The sequence below is a fragment of the Acinetobacter sp. ANC5681 genome (assembly GCF_023488045.1).
Lineage (GTDB): Bacteria > Pseudomonadota > Gammaproteobacteria > Pseudomonadales > Moraxellaceae > Acinetobacter.
The window spans coordinates 1-19,029 of record NZ_JAMFKZ010000009.1 but is presented as its reverse complement, the minus strand read 5'-3'; the positions used below and the strand labels follow the sequence as shown (position 1 = coordinate 19,029).

Sequence of the window (19,029 nt, the reverse complement as noted above, 5' to 3'; positions counted from 1 at the left end):
AATCCGCTTAAAATGGCTAGTTGCAAAAAAATCTTTCTTAAAATAGAAAATTTATGCGTAAGATGCTATAGGATACTGTAGTTCGAAGCGAATTTACATCTTATATAGTGAATATTATTCAACCCCCTGAAAAAGGTTTGACATGATCAGTCTCCCCTTGGTTTACACAATTTTGGCACTTGTAGCCTATACCAGTTCTTTTTGGTATTTGTTTATACGTTTGATGTCAAAACGTACTCCAAATCTTTGGTGTTATTCGATTATGATTGGTCTAGGGCTACTACTGCATAGTACGGTGCTCTATCAAGACATGATGACACCAATGGGAGTAAATTATGATGTATTTAACCTAATGTCATTTACTTCGGGGCTGATGTTAGCACTCAGTTTAATTTTAAGTTTCATTCGACCAATCTTGCCATTAAATTTAATCGGCACTCCTGTTGCCGCAATTGGTTTAATTTTAGGATATGCTTTTAGTCAATCAAACCAAGTCATTGAACAACATAGCTTAGGTTTAGATCTGCATATCATCCTCTCTTTATCAGCTTATGCTGTTTTACTAATGGCAACTATTCATTCCGTATTGCTTTGGTTTCAAGATAGAGAACTTAAGAAGAAACAAAAAAGACGAATTTGGGTTAACTTACTTCCACCATTCCAAGTGATGGAATCGGTACTCTTTGATTTAATTATCACAGGTTTTGGCTTACTCACTGCTGCACTTCTCTTTGGCTTTTTTACAATTGATAACTTCTTTGCTCAACATCTTGCTCATAAAACCGCTTTTAGTATTATTTCATGGTTTTTATATGGTGCGCTTTTAATTGGCCATTACAAATTCGGTTGGCGCGGACGCAAAGCAATTCGCTTTACCATTACAGGTTTTATCTTACTTGCAATTGGTTTTATCGGTAGTAAGTTTGTTTTAGAAATGATTCTGGGACGTTGATTTCTAGCTTCAGAATAAACTAGACAGCCTATCTGAAAATGCGTATAACGCTGTATTGTTTTAATTAGGTAATAATAATCGTGAAACTTGTGCTCGCTCCAATGGAAGGTCTAACTGATCCGATCATGCGTGATGTGCTCACTCATGTTGGCAGTTTTGATTGGTGCGTAACCGAGTTTATTCGTATTACCGATAGTATTCTTCCAGATCATATTTATTATAGTTTTTGTCCCGAACTCAAAAACTCAGGTAAAACTGCAGCTGGTACACCAGTTCATGTTCAATTTCTTGGGAATAATCCAGAGATGTTGGCCGCCAATGCCGCGAAAGTAGTCGAGCTTGGCGCTCCAGCGATTGATCTCAATTTTGGCTGCCCTGCCAAAACCGTCAATCGTCATCGTGGCGGTTCTGTTCTATTGGATGAACCTGAAACCGTACACCTCTTAGTTAAAGCAGTTCGTGATGCTGTACCTGCACATATACCCGTTTCAGCTAAAATGCGTCTGGGCTATCTAGATGAAAACCACACTTTAGATAATGCACATGCGATAGAAGACGCTGGTGCAAATTGGCTTACCGTACATGCGCGTACTAAAGCAGATGGCTATACCCCACCCGCTTACTGGGAAAAAATTCAGCCAATTACTGAGGCACTAAAAATCAATGTCATTGCTAACGGTGAAATCTGGAATAATACAGATGCCAAAGCTTGTATAGCGCAATCAGATTGCAAAGATATTATGATTGGACGTGGTGCGGTTACAACACCAGATTTAACCTTATGTATTCGAGAGAATAGTGATCAAGCTATCCTTTCTTGGTCAGAGTTAGTGCAACTCCAGCAACGTTTTTTAAGTGGTCAGTACAAAACTGAAATTGGAATGATCGGACGTTATAAGCAATGGTTAGGTATGATGACCAAAGCCTATCCTGAAGCTCAAGAGCTTTGGACAAAAGTAAAGAAAGAGAAACAACTAGATGAAATTTTAAAAAATTTAACTCGCTAATTATGCAGATCAAGTTACTGCTGGGCTTTCTTTTCCCACCATTCTAGCATATCTTCATTTTTAACCTGACGGTAAATATCCTCAACTGAAACAGTTAAATCAATTGAATGAAAGGTAATATCATCGCCCAAATAATAAACCGACTGTTGCCAAAGATTATCTTGATCTCGTGACCAAAATTCAATTTCGACAAAGTCCTGCTCAATCATGACATATTCTTTTAAGGTGGGAATTTGGAAATAGGCTAAACGTTTGTCTGTTTTATCGCGCTGACGAGTGGATTTTGATAAAACTTCAACGATAATACTTGGTTTTTCAACAACGTAGTCCGTCTCTTCATTGCTACAATCCACCATGACATCTGGATAAAAGTATTTTTTATCAATTTTAACTTTCATATCTGAAGCATAAGGTTGGCATGGTTTGTCTAATAAATGATTCGCAAATATTCGAAACATTTCACCTGTAATTAGGTTGTGATATTTATGTGCTCCTACCATCGCATAGACTTCACCATCAATATATTCATGGCGAATTTCAGATAACAATTCGCCGTTTAAATATTCTTGCTCACTGATCAAGTCATATTTTTTCGCAAGTGACATGTTCATTTCCTGTGAATCCGTACCATGAAATAACATATAGCATTTTTCAGCCATAAAAAAAAGCGACCGAAGCCGCTTTGGAAAACTGGTTATAACCGTTTACATGCCACTCACGCGCATTTTCAAATTAGTTGCAGAAATACCGACTGCACCAATATTACCTAAAGAACCGTTATTTAAACCATTAAAAACGTTGGCATTTGCAGCATCAGCATCTCCTAACCAAACATTATTTAAGTTCAAATTTAGTTTATCTGAAACACCTGTATTACCAAATATAACAGCACCAGGAATACTACCTGCGCCAGCTTCAATACCTGCATAGAAGCCATTTAAAGAAAAGCCATTGGCATCTTCCCCTGACATTTGCAAATCAAATTTAGCTCCTGTCGATCCCGAAACTAAATTAAATGAACACCCACTTGGCTGAGAATTAGTCGAAGCACAAACCGAATCAACTGCACCACTAAACATGACTAAATGACCTTGTGGAGAAGCTCCAAGCTGAATATTCATACGCGGTTTATTAGTGGTCACAAACTTAACATCAATATTATTACTCACACGCAATAATTCTTTAATATTTGAAGATTTAAGGGTTGTACCTGTACTAAAAATAGAGTGCTGTGTGTAGGTTGATCCCACCAAAGTAGAGATAGCATGTTTGGTAGAATCGCCCGGATCATATTGGTCTGGTGTCAAATAAACCGAGAATGGACGGATTCGAAGACCATTTACATCACTTCCCAAAGTCAAGGCAACATTGGCGAATGCACCATTTGTGCCTGTGCCTGCATCAGAGTCTATGACGGCTTTAAATAATTCAGACGAACTATTTTGAATGGAACCATTTGCATTAAATGTTTGCACAAAATCAATACCAATATTAGCAGGCCCACCTGGACTAGTAGCCATCACTAAAGCCGCTTTCCCTGGTAAAGTTGCATCTGGATTGCTAAAGCCGTCATTATCAATAATTGCGGCCTGCTTAAAGTCAAACTTGGAAATATTTACACTTACGGTCAGACCGTCTTGACCTGTCATAGCAGAAAGACTTTGATCGTCCAATGGCTGCATTGCACTTGCAAATGGACTGAACAACAATAATGCCAAACAACCTATTTTTTTGTTTTTTTCCATTGCCCTAATCCATAGACAAATGTTTAAAATATGAGCTGTAGTTTAACATAGTTAGCATGAGCAGTAACTATCCATAGAAAAATAAACTAACAGAACGTTAAAGAGCCATAACAGTTATCAACTGGAACTTGGTTCTGATTCAAATCTTTTAAATCCAAACCAAACACCGCTCCTAAAGTGGTATAAACACGTCTTGTGGTAAAGTTTTCAATTTTACCCTCTGGCATTTCCATCCACCAGCCTTTTTGGGCATTTAACCACTGCCCATTGGTATTCCATCTGACATCTTGCCCTTGTACAGAAATACCAAAATTTGGTGCACTTTCACCTAAATCATATTTCCCATTATTATTTGTATCTGTACCCAAAGTCATGTTATGGATAAATTTTAAACTCTGATCCAAATTTGAAGTAATCGTCAAATTCAGTAAAGATTTTACCTGAATTCCATTAAGCGCAACCCGGCTAGCACGCTGTAAAATTAAATCAAAGCGGTTGTCACCCGTGTTGGGCTCATCAACATTAATCGTGGAGTTAGTAGAAGTTAATTCAAAATTTGCGAATCCTGTACAACCCGTTTGTGTAGTAGGCGTACCAGCACAAATTGTAGTAGGAACGGTACCATTGTTAAGGATGGTAGGCAGATGTCCACTAAGACTATTAATCCCAGTATGGTTATCTGGATTATTGGCATCACTACCATTGGTCGGTGGTCCACCTATCGACAGCATTCCCCACACTGAATCAGCACCTATACGAAAACCCACCACCTCACGTGTTGCGGCACTTGTTGGGTTTTTAATGGCAAGTTCATAAAAAGGGTTAATTAAAGTAAAATCCGAAGCAGGACCCGCATCGGGAGTATTAGGATTAACAATCCCCGTAAAACTTAGGTTATCAATATCAATATCACAACCTGGCCCCTTAAAACCACCGCAACCCAATTGAAATTTCTTGATATTCGCGTTTAAATCAAGTTGCGCTTCCATGCCTAATTTATAAAAACCCACATCAGCACTTGGATTCGACCCACCTGGTGCAATATAAGACATATTAAAGAGGGCTTGTCCCGTTTCAGCAGATAACTCCGTATCTGTTAATGCCGTTAATCCTTCTTGCATTGCAAAGGTAGAGTTTCCCATTGTTACCAACACAATGAGAGCCAAATAATTTAATCCTTTCATTTCTTTACTCCCGTGCCGACTTAATGTGGTGTGATGTTAAACTTGCTGTTCAACATTCCACCTGTCAGTGCCATTTCACCTAACCGCTGGGCCGCACCACCCGTTGGGTAAAAATTCAAATCCTTAATACGAAACACATCTGCAGCCTGTTTATTCGGATTAATCGTCAATGCTGTATTAAAATCCACATTTCCATTGTTGATTTTAATTTGATTGCTAAAACCCAACTTACCTGTAATATTATCAAATCCAACAATTGAACCATCGATAGGTTCTACAATCTGCACAGCACCACTGGTTAAATTTAAATTACCATCGAAGCTAATAAAATTGGTTGCCGCAGTATTACCACCAGGCACCATGGTCATATCGACACTTCCACCCATACGCAGGCGTAACCCAAACAACACGTCTGCATTACTAATAAAGCCATTACTCGGTGCATAACCCTTACCAGCAGTTTTGTATTGTGAACCAGGCAGGTAACCTACAGCCAACTGTCCAGAAGCAGCAAGCATAAATTCAGGAATAGATAAATTGAGTTGACCATTTTCCAGACCAATACTGCCATAACCTGACATCAGCATGTCAATATTACGTAAACCGATATAATAGTTAATCGGGTTATAATCTGTTTCAGAACCACTCACATATGCATCTCGCACACCATTCGTTGACGCTGAATTATGATACTTTTTCCCATCAATCAATAAAATTGAAGTCGTTTTACTTCCATCTGCACTTACCCCTTTGGTTGACAGACCCAAACCAAAACCTAAACGTTGCGAGGGGTTCGTTAAAGTGGTTCCCCCATAAGGCGTACCGCTAAAAGTAGTGCCATAAATTGCAAGATTGGCATCGAGACCGTAAATAGGTAAGCCCAAGCCCCATGTACCACCCAGATTACTTGGCTGAGCGATATCTGGACTTGCGATAAAGCTTGTCTTCCGTGAGATTGCCTGAAACTCTGCATCACGGACAGCGATGATCAGAGCATTTGGGTTTGGTGCCGTTCCTGTCGCAGGCTGACTCACCAACAATTTATAATCATCAGGGGTAGCAAGTCTACCTGTAGGGGGGGCGGTGGTAGGAGCCAAAGTTGTATTGACTGGCAATGCCATACGTTTGGTATTCGCAAGGTTGAGATAGACACTTCCAGAATCGAAATGACCCGCCCCAGTATTTTCCCGATTGCTGCTATCATAGGTGGTGATCAGTGGGGTAAAGTTACTAAATTGCAGGCCATAGGCATTGTTGCCACCATGTGCAAGTTCCAGAGTGGTTGGATTCGTACCTGTGTTGGTAAAGTCGGCTTGCATTCGCATTGCCAGACCTGTGCTTCCCATGATATTTGCAGAACCTGTATCGGCTGTAGTCGTGGTATTTCCCGCAGCAAATGCCTTGCCTAAAATAGCGTTACCTGAACCACTTCGACCATCGGTTCCACGAAAAGTTAAGCTGGCATTCGTTAAATGCCCAGAAGCACCAACACGAATAAGCCCTTTCGTTCCTGTAGAAGCATCATAAGTATTCCCTGAATTTGCTTTAATAACAAAATCAATATTAAGTCCTGGTTTTGAGTTTGCAGAAGTCAACACTAAACCAGAAGCTGCACACGACACCGCATCAAGAATACAAACGCGATTTAAGTCAACATAGCCATTCGCACCTGTCTCTAAAATCAATCCTTTTGCCGCATCAACATACATATAACCTTGACCGCTAAAGTTAAAGTTAAAGTCCTTTAAAATTAATTGGTTGATTGCTGTCGTAGTCGGTGCGCTCAGATTTTCCATTTGACTTAGGAAAATATTGACGCGTTTTAAGGAAATTTCAGCACTCGATAAACTCGTCGGACTAAACAAACCATCTTTGGTAATAAAATGCAATGTCGCATTTTCCTGAGATTGAACCGTCAAACTACCTGGGCTTTGACCGCAGTTATTTCCTGCACCATCACAAATTTTAAATTCTTTTGCACTAATGGTACCATAACGTGACACAATACTGAGGTCTACGCCCGCTTTACCTGTAGCAGCATCCGATCCTGCATTCACTTTGTAAGTCGTGCCCAAGTTACTCCCTGTAATGGCAATACCATCGGCATAGGCACGTAAGGGGGTGTCTGTGCCATTTGCTAAACCAGCTTTATCTTCCCAATATAAGCGATCAATATCAATACGATCATACGAAGTGTCTAGCATAATTCCATCTTGAGCATTGATTGCACGTAATTCCTGCTCATTCATGGCCTGCATGGCATAAACCGAACTGTGCACCGCACATAAACTCATTGCCAGCACAGTCATACGCATCATCGGGCGGTGTCCATTTTTTTTGTTATCTGACGACATACTTTCCTCCATGAAAAAATGAATTAGCAACGTTTCATTGAGGCATCACAACTAAACACCTTTAATGTGCCTTGTAACGCCAAATTGCCATTCATCATCATCCCTGTGAAACCCGTTTCGCGACCTTGGTCAAATTTATTTGTGGTATCGGTATAAACACCATTTGCATAGGCTGTCACACCCGTACCACCACTTCCCATCGCTAAATAGCCTGACACATTTCCTGAACCTTCATTCGCCACGGTATCGGTTTCAATCGACATGGCATTAAATCCAAAATTACGGATAAGAATCGGAGAAGTCTCCTTAATACTCAATTGTAATGCAGCCTTAATTTTGTCTGGATCACCCGTCATATTGCTATCTGAGCTGTACAGCAAATCAACACCATCAATATCGACATTATTCAAAGCAATGGTTCCTTGTATCCCTTTGAGCACCAACCATTGTTTTCTATCTAAAGTGGTGCGATTGTTAAGCGACATTGCAAGACGACAAAACTTTACGTCTGTTCCATTACAGTATTCTCCTGTCGCATTCGCAAAAACACCAGGACTGCTATGGTTCAAACTGAGTGACCAGTTAATGGTTGCAGCACTTTGCGCTTCAACCGCTTGTAACTCTTGATTTTGCAACGGTCTAAGTTCCGCATGCGCACCCTGAATCACCATAAGCAAGAGCGAAGCAAATAATCCTATATTTTTCATCATTTGCTCCTTACAACCCTTTGGTAGTGAGTTTCATGTGTTGAATGAAGAATCCATCTATGACTGCAGAACCCAAATTACCCGGTGCTAAAAACTCTCGTGTAGATACTGGTGTTGCTGGAGCACCATTACTACTCCATGTTGTCCCACTCACCATGGCACCCGCTAAAGGTCCCCAAGCTGCTCCAGCACAAGTTGCAGAGGGAGCCACTGGCCCTGTACAAAAATCCGAAGCATCTGTTCGCCCCTCAACTTTATAGGCAGTATGCGACGTTTGTGGATTAATCGAAAATGTTGAATAATCCACCGCTGGCGCATTTATCCAATCCGCATTTGTAAATTCATTCCAACTAGTCCCTGTAGTTGAGGTTGTACCATTCGTGTAGGTTCCATCAGCCCCAAGATAAGTCCAACGAGGAGTTGTACCATTATTTTTCTGACGATATTTATATTGCAACTGGTAATAATTTTGCGTGATGTTTGTAGTTGCTGTGCTGTTCAGTGCTCCAAACGACACGCCGATGGCATCAGCCTCAGTATAAGCAGTTAATAAATTAGTTGCAGTGCCTGAATATACTGTTGAACCTATGCTAATACTGCTATGCGTAGCTGTCGCACTGCATTGATACGCATTACAGGTTGATCCAGTATAGGTAATTCCAGAATCTGGCACAGCATTTGGTCTACCCGCATAAGCTGAGTCAGCAGCGTAGCGTGTGTAAAGTTTACTATAAATTGCTTGTTGATTAGGAACACGCGCCAGTTCCATACTCAAATTTCTACCATCTGGCGCAACCCCAAGTGTTAAAGGCTGATAAAGCTGACCAAGAACCAAGTTCATGTTGGCTCCATACATAAACATGCCTTCATTGGCGGCAAATGTAGGAGCAACACCACCACCGATTGCTGGTGTTGAAGCATCCTCCCCAACAGCACCCCGTGTACTAAACCTCAATACCGACATACTAGTGGGAAGTGTGAACTGCACCCCTGTATAGGTATCAGTGTTTCGTATTGTCCGAAGTTGATAACACTGCATTACATCTTGGCATGTATTATCAGCCCAAGCAGCAGGAGCGCGTGATGCAGCTGTTGGGCTATATAAATAAATCGCCTGGTTAGCTGTAGTGCGGCTAACCGTCCCATCAGTAATAGTCGCCTTAAAGCCACTTGCGGCCCTTGTATCTCCACCATTAAATCTTAACATCCCCGCCAACCCCAACGTATTGTTGTATGACGTGCTTAAACCACCCGTATTGGTCGCCCCACCCAAAGTTTGAAACAGGTTAATTGAGCTACCATTGATACTAAAATCATCCCAAATTGCCTGTAAACGCAAGCGATTAGACAACCCATTACTCCAGCCTGATGGATTATTATCTGGTGCAGCGACCTTCGGATCCCGCATAAATGCATCCGCCCATAAACCGAGCTTTAAATGATAGTCATCTTTAGTTGCATCAGAAAAGCCTGCAATATCATAAGCCGGTGCTTCATAACTGAGATAAGACAGTGCGCTGCTTGCTCCCGCAAAATTAGGAACTGTCACTGTTTGTACTTTTAAGAGCCAAGGATTGTCAGCACTCCCCCATGAGGTGATTTGACCTGTTGTCGAGCTATTATAACGGTTATTTATATCAGAATCGGCGCGCGAAATAGCTAGACCATACAGGAAAAGATCGGCTTTTTGCGCCCCTTTTGCCGTCGCCTCTGCAGTTAAAGGTCCGACAGGAATAAAACGGATATAACCCGTGTCTTTACCACGATTGGTATAATCGGTCAGTTGTTCTGTCGTATTATCATTTGCGCCCTGAAACACCATTCTAAAATCTTCAGGTAGCATCGCAATGCCTTCACCCGTTGTGTCAGCAAGTGCGGAATCATCTAGAGGTTCAAGATTTTCAAGCGCAAAAATCGACTGGCTTAAACATAAACCAATCAAACTCGCCAAAACAGTTTTTTGAAATGATACCGTATGAAGTGTAGTCATCTTGACCTTCCTGTTACACGATGCTCCGCATCAGCGTTATTTTTTTTAAATCCTTTTGAGCGATTTATCTAAAAAGATGCGCTTCCAAGCATCGCTCAAAGTTTAGGCAAATTTCGCCCACTTAAATTCATCTTTTATTATGCCGAATATTTACACAAATGCAAAATATATTAGGTAAGCGTTTTATTTTCCGATGAATGAATTATTGTTCTTAAATAATTTCTTTTAAATATATGTCTGAATATTATATTTTTATTCTTTAAATATAAGGTTTGTATTGCAACAACCAAAAAACTTTATGATTGTTGCAAAATGTAATTTACAAATCATGTTTTCGGCAAGGTCACACCCGTTTGCCCCTGATATTTTCCGCCACGGTCTTTATAAGAGGTTTCACACACTTCATCACTTTCAAAGAACAGCATTTGTGCAACACCTTCGCCCGCATAAATACGCGCAGGTAGGTTTGTAGTATTGGAAAACTCAAGAGTCACATGACCTTCCCACTCAGGCTCTAACGGCGTGACATTCACGATAATACCGCAACGGGCATAAGTCGATTTACCTAAACATACTGTTAGGACATTTCGTGGGATACGGAAATATTCAATGGTACGTGCAAGTGCAAATGAGTTCGGTGGAATAATACAAACATCTGATTCGATATTGATAAAACTTCTATCATCAAAATTTTTCGGATCAACAATTGCAGAGTGAACATTGGTAAAAACTTTAAATTCACGTGCGCAACGGACGTCATAGCCATAGCTAGACACCCCATAAGAAATCAACTTTTCTCCGTTTTCATCGAAACGGACTTGATTCTCTGCATAAGGTTCAATCATGCCGTGTTTTTCGCTCATTTCACGAATCCAACGATCAGATTTTATTGCCATGACTTTTATCCAAAATCTAAGTTAATGATTGGCGAGTACTTTAACGTAAAACGACATTAATGAAAACAACAGAACCCTGCTACCTAGATTGTTCAAGGCAGCAGAAAATTAGAATTAGAGATTGATTAGAGCTGAATAGCTAATAGGAATGGCAAAGCTGATCAGTACAACTGATGCTGTGCGCTGTAATTTAGCTTGAGACAACCATTTTACTTTATTGGTTGCCAACACAGCGCCAACCGAAATCCAAAATAGTGCGATTGGAAGAATGAGTGCAACAAAGCTACTCATATGCGCAACATAGATTTCTTGCGCTTGCCATGCCGTTGTTGGGAAAATTGCTGAAGCAAATAATAAAGCTTTAGGATTTAATAGTGTTGCAAACAATAATTCTCTTGGTCTTATTGTAGGTTGATTTAAGATCACTTCTTGATTTGCTGTACGCCATAATTTTACAGCCAGAAAAATAATATAGCCTGCACTTAATAGTTTTAAAAATGTTGGTAATAAAGGTAATGTCGCTGAGACTTTACCAATCAACATTCCCCACGCACTGATCGCAAGAATATAACCAATTGCTTCTGCAGGAATCAGCAATAGAGATTTACGCAATCCCACCTGAATACCAGAGGAAGCAAGTAAAGTATTAGTTGGACCAGGAGTGAGCAAAATAGTTATCACTAAACCAATAAAAAACCATGAAATCATTGAATGACCTCACTACAAGATAAATTTAGATTAATATAGTTGCCAGTTGATAGCAAAATTTTAACTGTAAGCACTTATGACGAGATCCTATTTAAATAAATGTTTTATCTATATTTTATTAATTACAAGTACACTCTACTCAAGAGTCACATGAGTAAAAACATACGCTAAAATACAACACATATAACGTATTCTAAGTATTCTTATTTTTTAACAAGATAAACTTTGGTGCTATTTTAAGTTTTCAATAAGTAAATAATGTTATTTTATATACATTCGTTCACTTTTTCCTTTCAATGTGCTTCCTCGTTTATGCCTAAGAAATTTTTTAATAAGTGGCTGCCTTCATCAGAGAAAGTTGCTAGTCTAAAATTTATGAGAATTTTTGGTGAACGTACCTTAAACCCTCTACTTTGGTATGTGAACCGTCGTTCTATCGCGAAAGCCATGTTTATTGGAACATTCTGGGGAATATTACCTGTCCCTTTTCATAGCCTATTCATTATTTTGACTGTGTTATGGTTTGAAGTGAACTTGCCTATTGGCCTATGTATGGCTTGGTTAACCAATCCGCTCACTGTCGTTCCAATTCTGTATTTAGGTTTTTGGTTTGGAACTAAAATTTATCATGTGAACATGATCAATAGCGATATGCTATTAGGGGTTTTACACCAAATTATCAATTGGCTTAAAAATTTTGGTCATGGTCATATTGATTTCAGTCTTGCGAAGATTCTCGTATCAGGACTTGTCATTGAAGCAATTTTATTTGCGATTAGTTTTTATTTAATTACACATTTACTTTGGCGTTGGAGCGTAGTGAATGCTTGGAAAAAAAGAAAACAAGTACTGCAATCAAATAATGACATTAAAAAAAGCCTCTAAATGAGAGGCTTTTCAAATTTAGAAAATACGATTTTCATCACGCTGACGTTTTGGCAATTTATCCATTTGTTTTAATACAGCTTGTGCGATATTGAGGTAGCTCTCTGCGGCTGCATCCTGAGCAATCACACTTGGTTTACCATTATCTGCATGTTCACGAATTTTTGCGTCTAAAGGTAAACGTCCTAATAAAGGAATATCATATTGCTCAGATAACTGATCCCCACCCCCGATACCAAAAATCTGCTCTTCATGCCCACAGTTAGAACAAATATGTGTCGACATATTTTCAATAACACCGAGTACAGGAATATTTACTCTGTTAAAGAGTTCGATTCCTTTTACCGCATCCATAAGTGCAACATTTTGCGGCGTCGTGACAATCACAGCACCTGTTACTGGAATACGTTGTGCCAAAGTCAGTTGGATATCACCTGTACCAGGTGGCATATCAATCACTAACACATCTAAATCTGGCCAAAGTGTCTGGTTAAAAAGTTGCATCAATGCACCAGTCGCTTTAGGACCACGCCAAGCCACAGGTGTATTGTGTGCACCAATCAAATGTCCGATTGAAAGCACAGCCATGCCATACGCATCTAAGGGCACAAAATTTTCATTTTCAATTTGTGGAGTACGTCCCGCATTCCCTAACATGGTTGGAATACTTGGACCATAGATATCTGCATCCAACACCCCAACTTTTAGACCGAGTTGTTGCAATGCAAGCGCCAAATTCACTGTGGTGGTTGATTTACCGACCCCACCTTTTCCTGACGATACCAATATTACATTTTGAATACGTGGATGTGCAGCCACATCGCGTTGTTGTGGTGCAGCTTTTTGAATCGGTGGATTATTGGGATCGACTTCCGCTTTAGGAGAAGCATCCATTACAGGTGGTAAATTGCTATTTTCTGCTTTTGGCTTCGATGAGCAGCTATGACCTGCTTCACCATGCGCTGCATGTTTTTGTTGGATAATATGTAAATTTAACTCTTGGATACCACATTTATCCAGAGCTTCAGCGAGTTCGTCGTGAATCTGTTGTAAGTGATCTTTTTCTTGAGGAAAAGTATTAATCGTGAGTTGTAAAATCCGACCCTGTACATTCACTTGGCTGATACGATCTTTTAATGCATTTTCAGAATGTGGCAGCACATAATTTTGTAAAACAGTTTGAATTTCATCTTCCTTCACTTCTTGTGCTGGTGAAAAAACAGATTTTAAGGAAGAAAGCCACGACATTTTGTTTACTCCAAAAACAGATGATCAATATATCACTGAGTTTGGCTAGTTTAGCAGTATTGAAGATTGGACGCTCACATCAGAGAAGATAATTGCTCATTTTTTATGAACGTGTTTTCTTCTCTGAGTATAAGCATGATGTTAAATAGTCATCAAAAGATTAACCTTTGAATTTATTTAATGTATCTGTTGCAGCTTTCTTTAAATCATCCAGTTTATGGCTCGCTTGAGCTTTTAGATCTTCAAGCTTAGCAGTAGCTTCATCTTTTAGTTCAGCAGCTTTTGCTTTGGCATCTTCTAACTTATGGCTTGCTTCTTGTTTTAAATGATCTAATTTCTCTTTGGCTGCATGCTGAGTATCTGCCAATTTTTCTTTCAGCTCATCTGCTTTAGCAGATAAAGCAGCTTTACCCTCACCATACTGATCCGTTGCATTTGTTTTTAAATCATCTAAAGTTTGCTCACCCTTTTGCTTCAACTCATTCGCTTTATCTTTTGCTTGTTGCAGATCAGCTTTCGTTTGATCAAGATCTTTAGCTGCAAAGTTTTTAACGTCTTCGACAGTTTCCTGACCTTTTTGCTTGATGTCATTTCCAAGTTCGCTGACTTTATCTTTGACTTGCTGTAAATCTGTTTTAGTTTGCTCCAAGTCTTTTGATGCGAACTCTTTTAACTGATCAATTTTGTCATTACTCATGTCTTGTTCCTCTTGTTATATCGTAATAAATTACTGTTGCTTTCAATTATAGTTATACAAGATTCTGCGGATATTTGGAGGAATTGCTGCAAATTGAAACAAATGGGATACAGGAAGATTCAAATCATTTCTGTTCGGTAACCTTTTGAATTTTTAGATATAAAAATCATATAAAAGAATAACAGCAGTTTTGCCCTTTAAACTCCTGTTTAGATATTTCATACAGTACGTGCCAGCTTAATGGATGATAGATATCTAAAACAGGATGTTGAAATTCAGTGATCTTTCTCATTTTTATCTTCTCCATCACCTTTTGAGATTTTTTATTATCTAGGGTGGTAAAAGATACAACTTTTTCTAGTTTCAACTGATCAAAAGCAAAATCTAAGGCTGCATTTGCTGCTTCTTTTGCATAACCTTTGCCCCAAAATGGTTGATCTAAGCGCCAGCCAATTTCAACACAGGGCGAAAATGAAAACTGTGTGGGTTGATCATGTAATCCTACCAAGCCTATCAATTGTTGAGTCTGTTTTAATTCTACTGCCCAAAAACCCCAACCCTGTTTTTCAATAATTGCCTTTAATTTATCTATATATGCATCGCTTTCAGCACGAGTTAAAACTTTTGGAAAATACCGCATAACCTCTGGATTAGCACTCATCTCTGCAAAAGGTAAATAATCGGTGTCTCGCCATTGGCGTAAAATCAGTCTTGATGTTTCGATCATTTTTAGAACCATTAAATTTGTATAAAAAACTATTCACAATATAGGGAATTAGATCAGATATACTTTTGCGCTATCGTGAAATTAACCTGACTTATAAAGCTTTATATATGAATGAAAATGAACTTTTAGAAATTCAAAATGAACTGCAAGCTCAAGAAAAGCGCTTGAACTATATCCTCTCAAGTAGAAAAAGAGTCCAAAACATGATTGATTCTTTTGAGTGTGATTTAGCTGAGCAATTACTTCCTGTCATTCATAATGAAAGCAACGATTATGCTGGAATCGCAACAAGTTTGGCACTTTCAATTTGTTGGAAATTTTCAAAAGTTGAATTTCCAAAGACTGTTCATTGGTGCAGTGAATTAAGTATCAGCGATCTACAAGTTAAAGATGAATTTACCGCTGTAATTAAAGCTCAGGCTTGGTTAGGTACTTTAGGAAGTGATGAACTTTGGCAAACGCCACTCTTTGCCGAAATTACAGTTGATCCCAAAACCAATAGTTTAAAAAGCTATCACATTCATTTCTTATCAAAAGGAAAAATCATCTCTTTAAGAAAGAACTCTAAGCAAAGCGTAACGGTTAAACAAATGCAGAGTATGTGATCCTATAGGATTAAAAAGATTTCACCGATTCCCTTGTGCAAGTCGCTCTTAAGTCATGTAAAATCATTTGCCTTGTAAATACGAATGAGAGAACAATATCCGTGCGTAAAATTTTAGTCACCAATGCCCTTCCTTATGCCAATGGTCCTATCCATATGGGTCACTTACTCGGTTATATCCAAGCAGATATTTGGGTTCGTGCGATGCGTGCAATGGGTCATGACGTGACTTACGTATGTGCGGATGATGCTCATGGTACAGCGATTATGTTACGTGCCGAAGCCAATGGCATTAGCCCTGAAGCGCAAATTGCCAATGTTCAGAAAGAACACATTCGTGATTTTGATGGTTTTGGTGTGCATTTCGATCATTATGATTCAACTCATAGCGATGCAAACAAAGCACGTGCATCTGAGATTTATATTAAAAACCGTGAAGCAGGCAATATCGCTGTTCGCCCTGTCACACAATTGTTTGATCCTGAAAAAGGCATGTTCTTGTCTGATCGTTTCATTAAAGGCACGTGCCCGAAATGTAAAGCTGAAGATCAATACGGCGACTCATGTGAAGTCTGCGGTACAACCTATAACGCGACTGAGTTATTAAACCCACGCTCAACATTGAGTGGTGCAACGCCAGTTGAGAAATCATCAGATCACTATTTCTTTAAACTACCGAATTTCTCAGAATACCTACAGAAATGGACACGTGATCAAGGTCGTTTACCATTGTCTATTGCCAACAAGCTAGATGAATGGTTTGAATCAGGTTTATCAGATTGGGATATTTCGCGTGATGCGCCTTATTTCGGTTTTGAAATTCCAGATGCACCAAACAAATATTTCTATGTTTGGGTAGACGCTCCGATTGGTTATATGTCGAGTTTTGAAAACTACATCAAAGCTAAACGTCCTGATCTAAGCTTTGATGATTTCTGGAAAAAAGACAGCGACAAAGAAGTTTATCACTTCATTGGTAAAGACATTGTTTACTTCCATGCACTGTTCTGGCCTGCAATGCTTGAAGGTGCGAACTACCGCACGCCATCTGGTTTATTTGTAAATGGTTTCTTAACGGTGAACGGTCAGAAGATGTCAAAATCTCGCGGCACATTCATCAAAGCTGAAACTTATTTACAGCACTTGAATCCTGAATATTTACGTTATTACTTTGCTTCTAAGCTTTCAGATAAAGTTGAAGATTCAGATTTGAATTTAGATGACTTCGTACAAAAAGTGAATTCTGACCTTGTCGGTAAAGTGGTTAATATTGCCAGCCGTTGTGCAAAATTCATTAACAGCAATTTCAATAATACACTTTCTAAAACTTGTGCTGAGCCTGACTTGGTTCAAAGCTTTATTGATGCGGGCGATTCAATTGCTCAAGCCTATGAAGCACGTGAATTCTCTGCGGCTGTTCGTGAAATCATGGCTCTTGCGGACAAAGCGAATCAATATATTGATGAGAAAAAACCGTGGGCGCTTGCGAAGCAAGAAGGTCAAGAACAACAAGTTCATGATGTTTGCTCAGTTGGTATCAACTTATTCCGTCAGCTTGCGATTTACTTAGCTCCAGTGCTTCCAACACTTGCAGCTCAAGTTCAATCTTTCTTACAACTTGAAAGCTTTGACTTTGCATCACGTCAGCAAATCCTCGTTGCACACGAAATTGCTCAATTCCAACCACTGATGCAGCGTGTTGATCCTAAAGCAGTTGCTGCAATGGTTGATGCATCTAAAGACTCTTTAGCTGCTGCGGCAGAAGCACCAAAAGTGGAAAAGAAAAAAGAAAAGAAAGCTGAGAAGAAGCCTGAGCCTAAAGTGGGTGAAGCTGAAATTATTGGTATTGAAGACTTTATGAAAGTTGACCTACGTGTAGCTGAAGTTTTAGAAGCTTCAACTGTCGAGGGTTCTGATAAATTACTTCAACTCACTTTAAATGTTGGTGAAGCTGAGCCACGTAATGTGTTTAGTGGTATTCGTGAGTTTTATCAACCAGAAGATTTAAAAGGTAAATTGGTAGTAATGGTGGCTAACCTTGCTCCTCGTAAAATGCGTTTTGGTATTTCTAACGGTATGGTACTTGCAGCGGGTAATGGCGAAGGTGTTTGGGTGATTTCACCTGAATCAGGTGCTAAAGCTGGTGATAAAGTTTCTTAGGATTTAATTCTGAGACAAGAAAGAGCCTCTACGTTGTAGGGGCTTTTTTAATTTTAAATAGATAGCTTATTTTGAACGTAATTTTAGAAAATCTTGAATGATTTGTTGAAAACTTTTATCTTCTACACCTTTCATCGATTGAGTAATTTCATTCCAAGTTTTTTGATTAAGATCAGGATCAATTAAATTAGGTTCAAATACGCCATCTTGCATCATTTGATATTCCGCCTTTAAAATTTTCTCATCTAACCAATTAAGGTTTAGATTTAACCATTGAACTAATTCAATAAAATCCTCAGCTAAATCATTTCCAACTTTTTCTACCATATGAGTTTGTAAATCAATTGGATATTTTTGAGTTCTAGCTTCCTCCAATACATCGAATACTGTTGTTAACAACCAAGCACCTGAAAAGCATGCAACTTCACCAAGTTCACCTCTTAAACCATAATCTTTTCGGATTCTTTTTTTATGTGAGAAATACCTGATATGCAGCAATCTTGCTCTACGAACATAAGTATCAAGAATTTCGTTCTGAATATAATTCTTACTAAGAGTGACAAACTCCTCAAACGTATATAGTTGAATATTTGTATTTTGACATGCCTCAATTGCTCCAGACTGAAATCCAACTTGTGAAATAATAAATCCTTTATCTGCCCCAATATCATCAACAATTGTTCTTAAAGCTAATACTTTTTCTTTTGGAATTTTTGTCTGCCAATATTTAGCTTCTATCACCCACTTAATATTAGTCCCTAAATATTTTGAAGTTACATAAACATCTAAATCATGTTCTGTCCTTACGCCTCTGATTGTTTTGTTTGTTTCAGCTTGCACACCTAAACTTCTAAAATGTTCTGCAATTTTTTCCTGAAAATTGAACCAATCTTTTTCCATAACGTCATTATTCATATCAAATAGGACTTACGCACTATTATTTATAGATTCTCTGTGGTAGCAGATGATTTTTATCGAGAATAAAGTCATCAATGAAGTTTTTGATCATTGGTCTAAATAATTTCTTCTGCCAACGATATATATTTTCAAAGATCCGCTCAAACTGGTTCTTTTGTATCTCAACGTAGGCCATCAAGGCTGAAAAAATATGATTCAAAATCAGTTTAGATCGTCTTACTTGAAACTTTTCAATATGACAAACCTG

The 19,029-nt window shown here is 38.8% G+C and carries 17 protein-coding genes and 1 pseudogene; 5 read left to right on the top strand and 13 right to left on the bottom strand.

The features are described 5' to 3' along the window. Nucleotides 1-142: 142 nt before the first annotated feature. Nucleotides 143-952, top strand: coding sequence for a cytochrome C assembly family protein (locus tag M5121_RS07260; RefSeq protein WP_249570774.1), 810 nt, complete (start codon nucleotides 143-145; stop codon nucleotides 950-952). Nucleotides 953-1,032: 80 nt separating this feature from the next. Further along, on the top strand, nucleotides 1,033-1,959 hold the full coding sequence (locus M5121_RS07255; RefSeq protein ID WP_249570773.1) for a tRNA dihydrouridine synthase: 927 nt from the start codon (nucleotides 1,033-1,035) through the stop codon (nucleotides 1,957-1,959). A 14-nt stretch (nucleotides 1,960-1,973) separates the two neighbouring features. On the opposite strand, the gene M5121_RS07250 is transcribed toward M5121_RS07255, so the two are convergent. The 8 genes from M5121_RS07250 to M5121_RS07215 form a co-directional block, all read right to left on the bottom strand. After that, a complete protein-coding gene (locus M5121_RS07250; RefSeq protein ID WP_249570772.1) occupies nucleotides 1,974-2,564 on the bottom strand; it encodes a Uma2 family endonuclease in 591 nt (196 codons plus the stop codon). A 99-nt stretch (nucleotides 2,565-2,663) separates the two neighbouring features. Continuing rightward, nucleotides 2,664-3,704, bottom strand: a complete 1,041-nt coding sequence (locus tag M5121_RS07245) for a DUF6160 family protein (RefSeq protein ID WP_249570771.1) — start codon at nucleotides 3,702-3,704, stop codon at nucleotides 2,664-2,666. An 86-nt stretch (nucleotides 3,705-3,790) separates the two neighbouring features. Then, a complete protein-coding gene (locus M5121_RS07240) occupies nucleotides 3,791-4,888 on the bottom strand; it encodes a hypothetical protein (protein WP_249570770.1) in 1,098 nt (365 codons plus the stop codon). 20 nt (nucleotides 4,889-4,908) lie between these two features. Beyond that, a complete protein-coding gene (locus M5121_RS07235) occupies nucleotides 4,909-7,242 on the bottom strand; it encodes a DUF6160 family protein (protein WP_249570769.1) in 2,334 nt (777 codons plus the stop codon). Nucleotides 7,243-7,265: 23 nt separating this feature from the next. Continuing rightward, nucleotides 7,266-7,949 (bottom strand): hypothetical protein, encoded by a 684-nt coding sequence (locus tag M5121_RS07230; RefSeq protein WP_249570768.1) that lies wholly within the window; start codon nucleotides 7,947-7,949, stop codon nucleotides 7,266-7,268. A 10-nt stretch (nucleotides 7,950-7,959) separates the two neighbouring features. Then, nucleotides 7,960-9,939: a hypothetical protein gene (locus tag M5121_RS07225; protein ID WP_249570767.1), complete on the bottom strand. Its 1,980-nt coding sequence runs from the start codon at nucleotides 9,937-9,939 to the stop codon at nucleotides 7,960-7,962. A 326-nt stretch (nucleotides 9,940-10,265) separates the two neighbouring features. Further along, nucleotides 10,266-10,835 carry a dCTP deaminase gene (gene dcd, locus M5121_RS07220; protein WP_249570766.1) on the bottom strand — a complete coding sequence of 190 codons (570 nt, stop codon included), beginning with the start codon at nucleotides 10,833-10,835 and terminating at the stop codon, nucleotides 10,266-10,268. Between the two features lie 114 nt (nucleotides 10,836-10,949). Continuing rightward, a complete protein-coding gene (locus M5121_RS07215; RefSeq protein WP_249570765.1) occupies nucleotides 10,950-11,543 on the bottom strand; it encodes a LysE family translocator in 594 nt (197 codons plus the stop codon). Nucleotides 11,544-11,855: 312 nt separating this feature from the next. Here M5121_RS07215 and M5121_RS07210 point away from each other — a divergent pair, with 312 nt between their 5' ends. Next, the gene (locus M5121_RS07210; RefSeq protein WP_087536738.1) at nucleotides 11,856-12,428 is read left to right on the top strand and encodes a DUF2062 domain-containing protein; all 573 of its coding nucleotides are present in this window, start codon (nucleotides 11,856-11,858) and stop codon (nucleotides 12,426-12,428) included. A gap of 18 nt (nucleotides 12,429-12,446) precedes the next feature. Here the strand turns inward: M5121_RS07210 and apbC are convergent, their stop codons facing one another. From apbC to M5121_RS07195, 3 genes are all read right to left on the bottom strand, one after another. Beyond that, entirely contained in the window at nucleotides 12,447-13,676 is a 1,230-nt protein-coding gene (apbC, locus tag M5121_RS07205; RefSeq protein WP_005218055.1) for an iron-sulfur cluster carrier protein ApbC, read from the bottom strand. 160 nt (nucleotides 13,677-13,836) lie between these two features. Next, entirely contained in the window at nucleotides 13,837-14,373 is a 537-nt protein-coding gene (locus M5121_RS07200; protein ID WP_178882715.1) for a hypothetical protein, read from the bottom strand. Between the two features lie 166 nt (nucleotides 14,374-14,539). Further along, complete coding sequence (locus M5121_RS07195) at nucleotides 14,540-15,100, bottom strand: GNAT family N-acetyltransferase (protein WP_249570764.1); 561 nt, start codon at nucleotides 15,098-15,100, stop codon at nucleotides 14,540-14,542. Between the two features lie 107 nt (nucleotides 15,101-15,207). Between M5121_RS07195 and M5121_RS07190 the strand changes: the two genes are divergently transcribed. Then, on the top strand, nucleotides 15,208-15,705 hold the full coding sequence (locus tag M5121_RS07190) for a hypothetical protein (RefSeq protein ID WP_249570763.1): 498 nt from the start codon (nucleotides 15,208-15,210) through the stop codon (nucleotides 15,703-15,705). Between the two features lie 101 nt (nucleotides 15,706-15,806). After that, complete coding sequence (metG, locus tag M5121_RS07185; protein ID WP_249570762.1) at nucleotides 15,807-17,864, top strand: methionine--tRNA ligase; 2,058 nt, start codon at nucleotides 15,807-15,809, stop codon at nucleotides 17,862-17,864. Between the two features lie 66 nt (nucleotides 17,865-17,930). Here metG and M5121_RS07180 read toward each other — a convergent pair whose 3' ends face one another. Next, the gene (locus M5121_RS07180) at nucleotides 17,931-18,764 is read right to left on the bottom strand and encodes a restriction endonuclease (protein WP_249570761.1); all 834 of its coding nucleotides are present in this window, start codon (nucleotides 18,762-18,764) and stop codon (nucleotides 17,931-17,933) included. Between the two features lie 37 nt (nucleotides 18,765-18,801). Next, nucleotides 18,802-19,029 (bottom strand): annotated as a pseudogene (locus M5121_RS07175) (IS701 family transposase); the annotation flags it as partial.

What these genes read in the sequence shown, in the direction of transcription:
- M5121_RS07260 (WP_249570774.1), top strand. Translation starts at nt 143, where the DNA reads ATGATCAGTCTCCCCTTGGTTTACACAATTTTGGCACTTGTAGCCTAT.
- M5121_RS07250 (WP_249570772.1), bottom strand. Translation starts at nt 2,564, where the DNA reads ATGTCACTTGCGAAAAAATATGACTTGATCAGTGAGCAAGAATATTTA.
- M5121_RS07245 (WP_249570771.1), bottom strand. Translation starts at nt 3,704, where the DNA reads ATGGAAAAAAACAAAAAAATAGGTTGTTTGGCATTATTGTTGTTCAGT.
- M5121_RS07240 (WP_249570770.1), bottom strand. Translation starts at nt 4,888, where the DNA reads ATGAAAGGATTAAATTATTTGGCTCTCATTGTGTTGGTAACAATGGGA.
- M5121_RS07235 (WP_249570769.1), bottom strand. Translation starts at nt 7,242, where the DNA reads ATGTCGTCAGATAACAAAAAAAATGGACACCGCCCGATGATGCGTATG.
- M5121_RS07230 (WP_249570768.1), bottom strand. Translation starts at nt 7,949, where the DNA reads ATGAAAAATATAGGATTATTTGCTTCGCTCTTGCTTATGGTGATTCAG.
- M5121_RS07225 (WP_249570767.1), bottom strand. Translation starts at nt 9,939, where the DNA reads ATGACTACACTTCATACGGTATCATTTCAAAAAACTGTTTTGGCGAGT.
- dcd (WP_249570766.1), bottom strand. Translation starts at nt 10,835, where the DNA reads ATGGCAATAAAATCTGATCGTTGGATTCGTGAAATGAGCGAAAAACAC.
- M5121_RS07215 (WP_249570765.1), bottom strand. Translation starts at nt 11,543, where the DNA reads ATGATTTCATGGTTTTTTATTGGTTTAGTGATAACTATTTTGCTCACT.
- M5121_RS07210 (WP_087536738.1), top strand. Translation starts at nt 11,856, where the DNA reads ATGCCTAAGAAATTTTTTAATAAGTGGCTGCCTTCATCAGAGAAAGTT.
- apbC (WP_005218055.1), bottom strand. Translation starts at nt 13,676, where the DNA reads ATGTCGTGGCTTTCTTCCTTAAAATCTGTTTTTTCACCAGCACAAGAA.
- M5121_RS07200 (WP_178882715.1), bottom strand. Translation starts at nt 14,373, where the DNA reads ATGAGTAATGACAAAATTGATCAGTTAAAAGAGTTCGCATCAAAAGAC.
- M5121_RS07195 (WP_249570764.1), bottom strand. Translation starts at nt 15,100, where the DNA reads ATGATCGAAACATCAAGACTGATTTTACGCCAATGGCGAGACACCGAT.
- M5121_RS07190 (WP_249570763.1), top strand. Translation starts at nt 15,208, where the DNA reads ATGAATGAAAATGAACTTTTAGAAATTCAAAATGAACTGCAAGCTCAA.
- M5121_RS07180 (WP_249570761.1), bottom strand. Translation starts at nt 18,764, where the DNA reads ATGGAAAAAGATTGGTTCAATTTTCAGGAAAAAATTGCAGAACATTTT.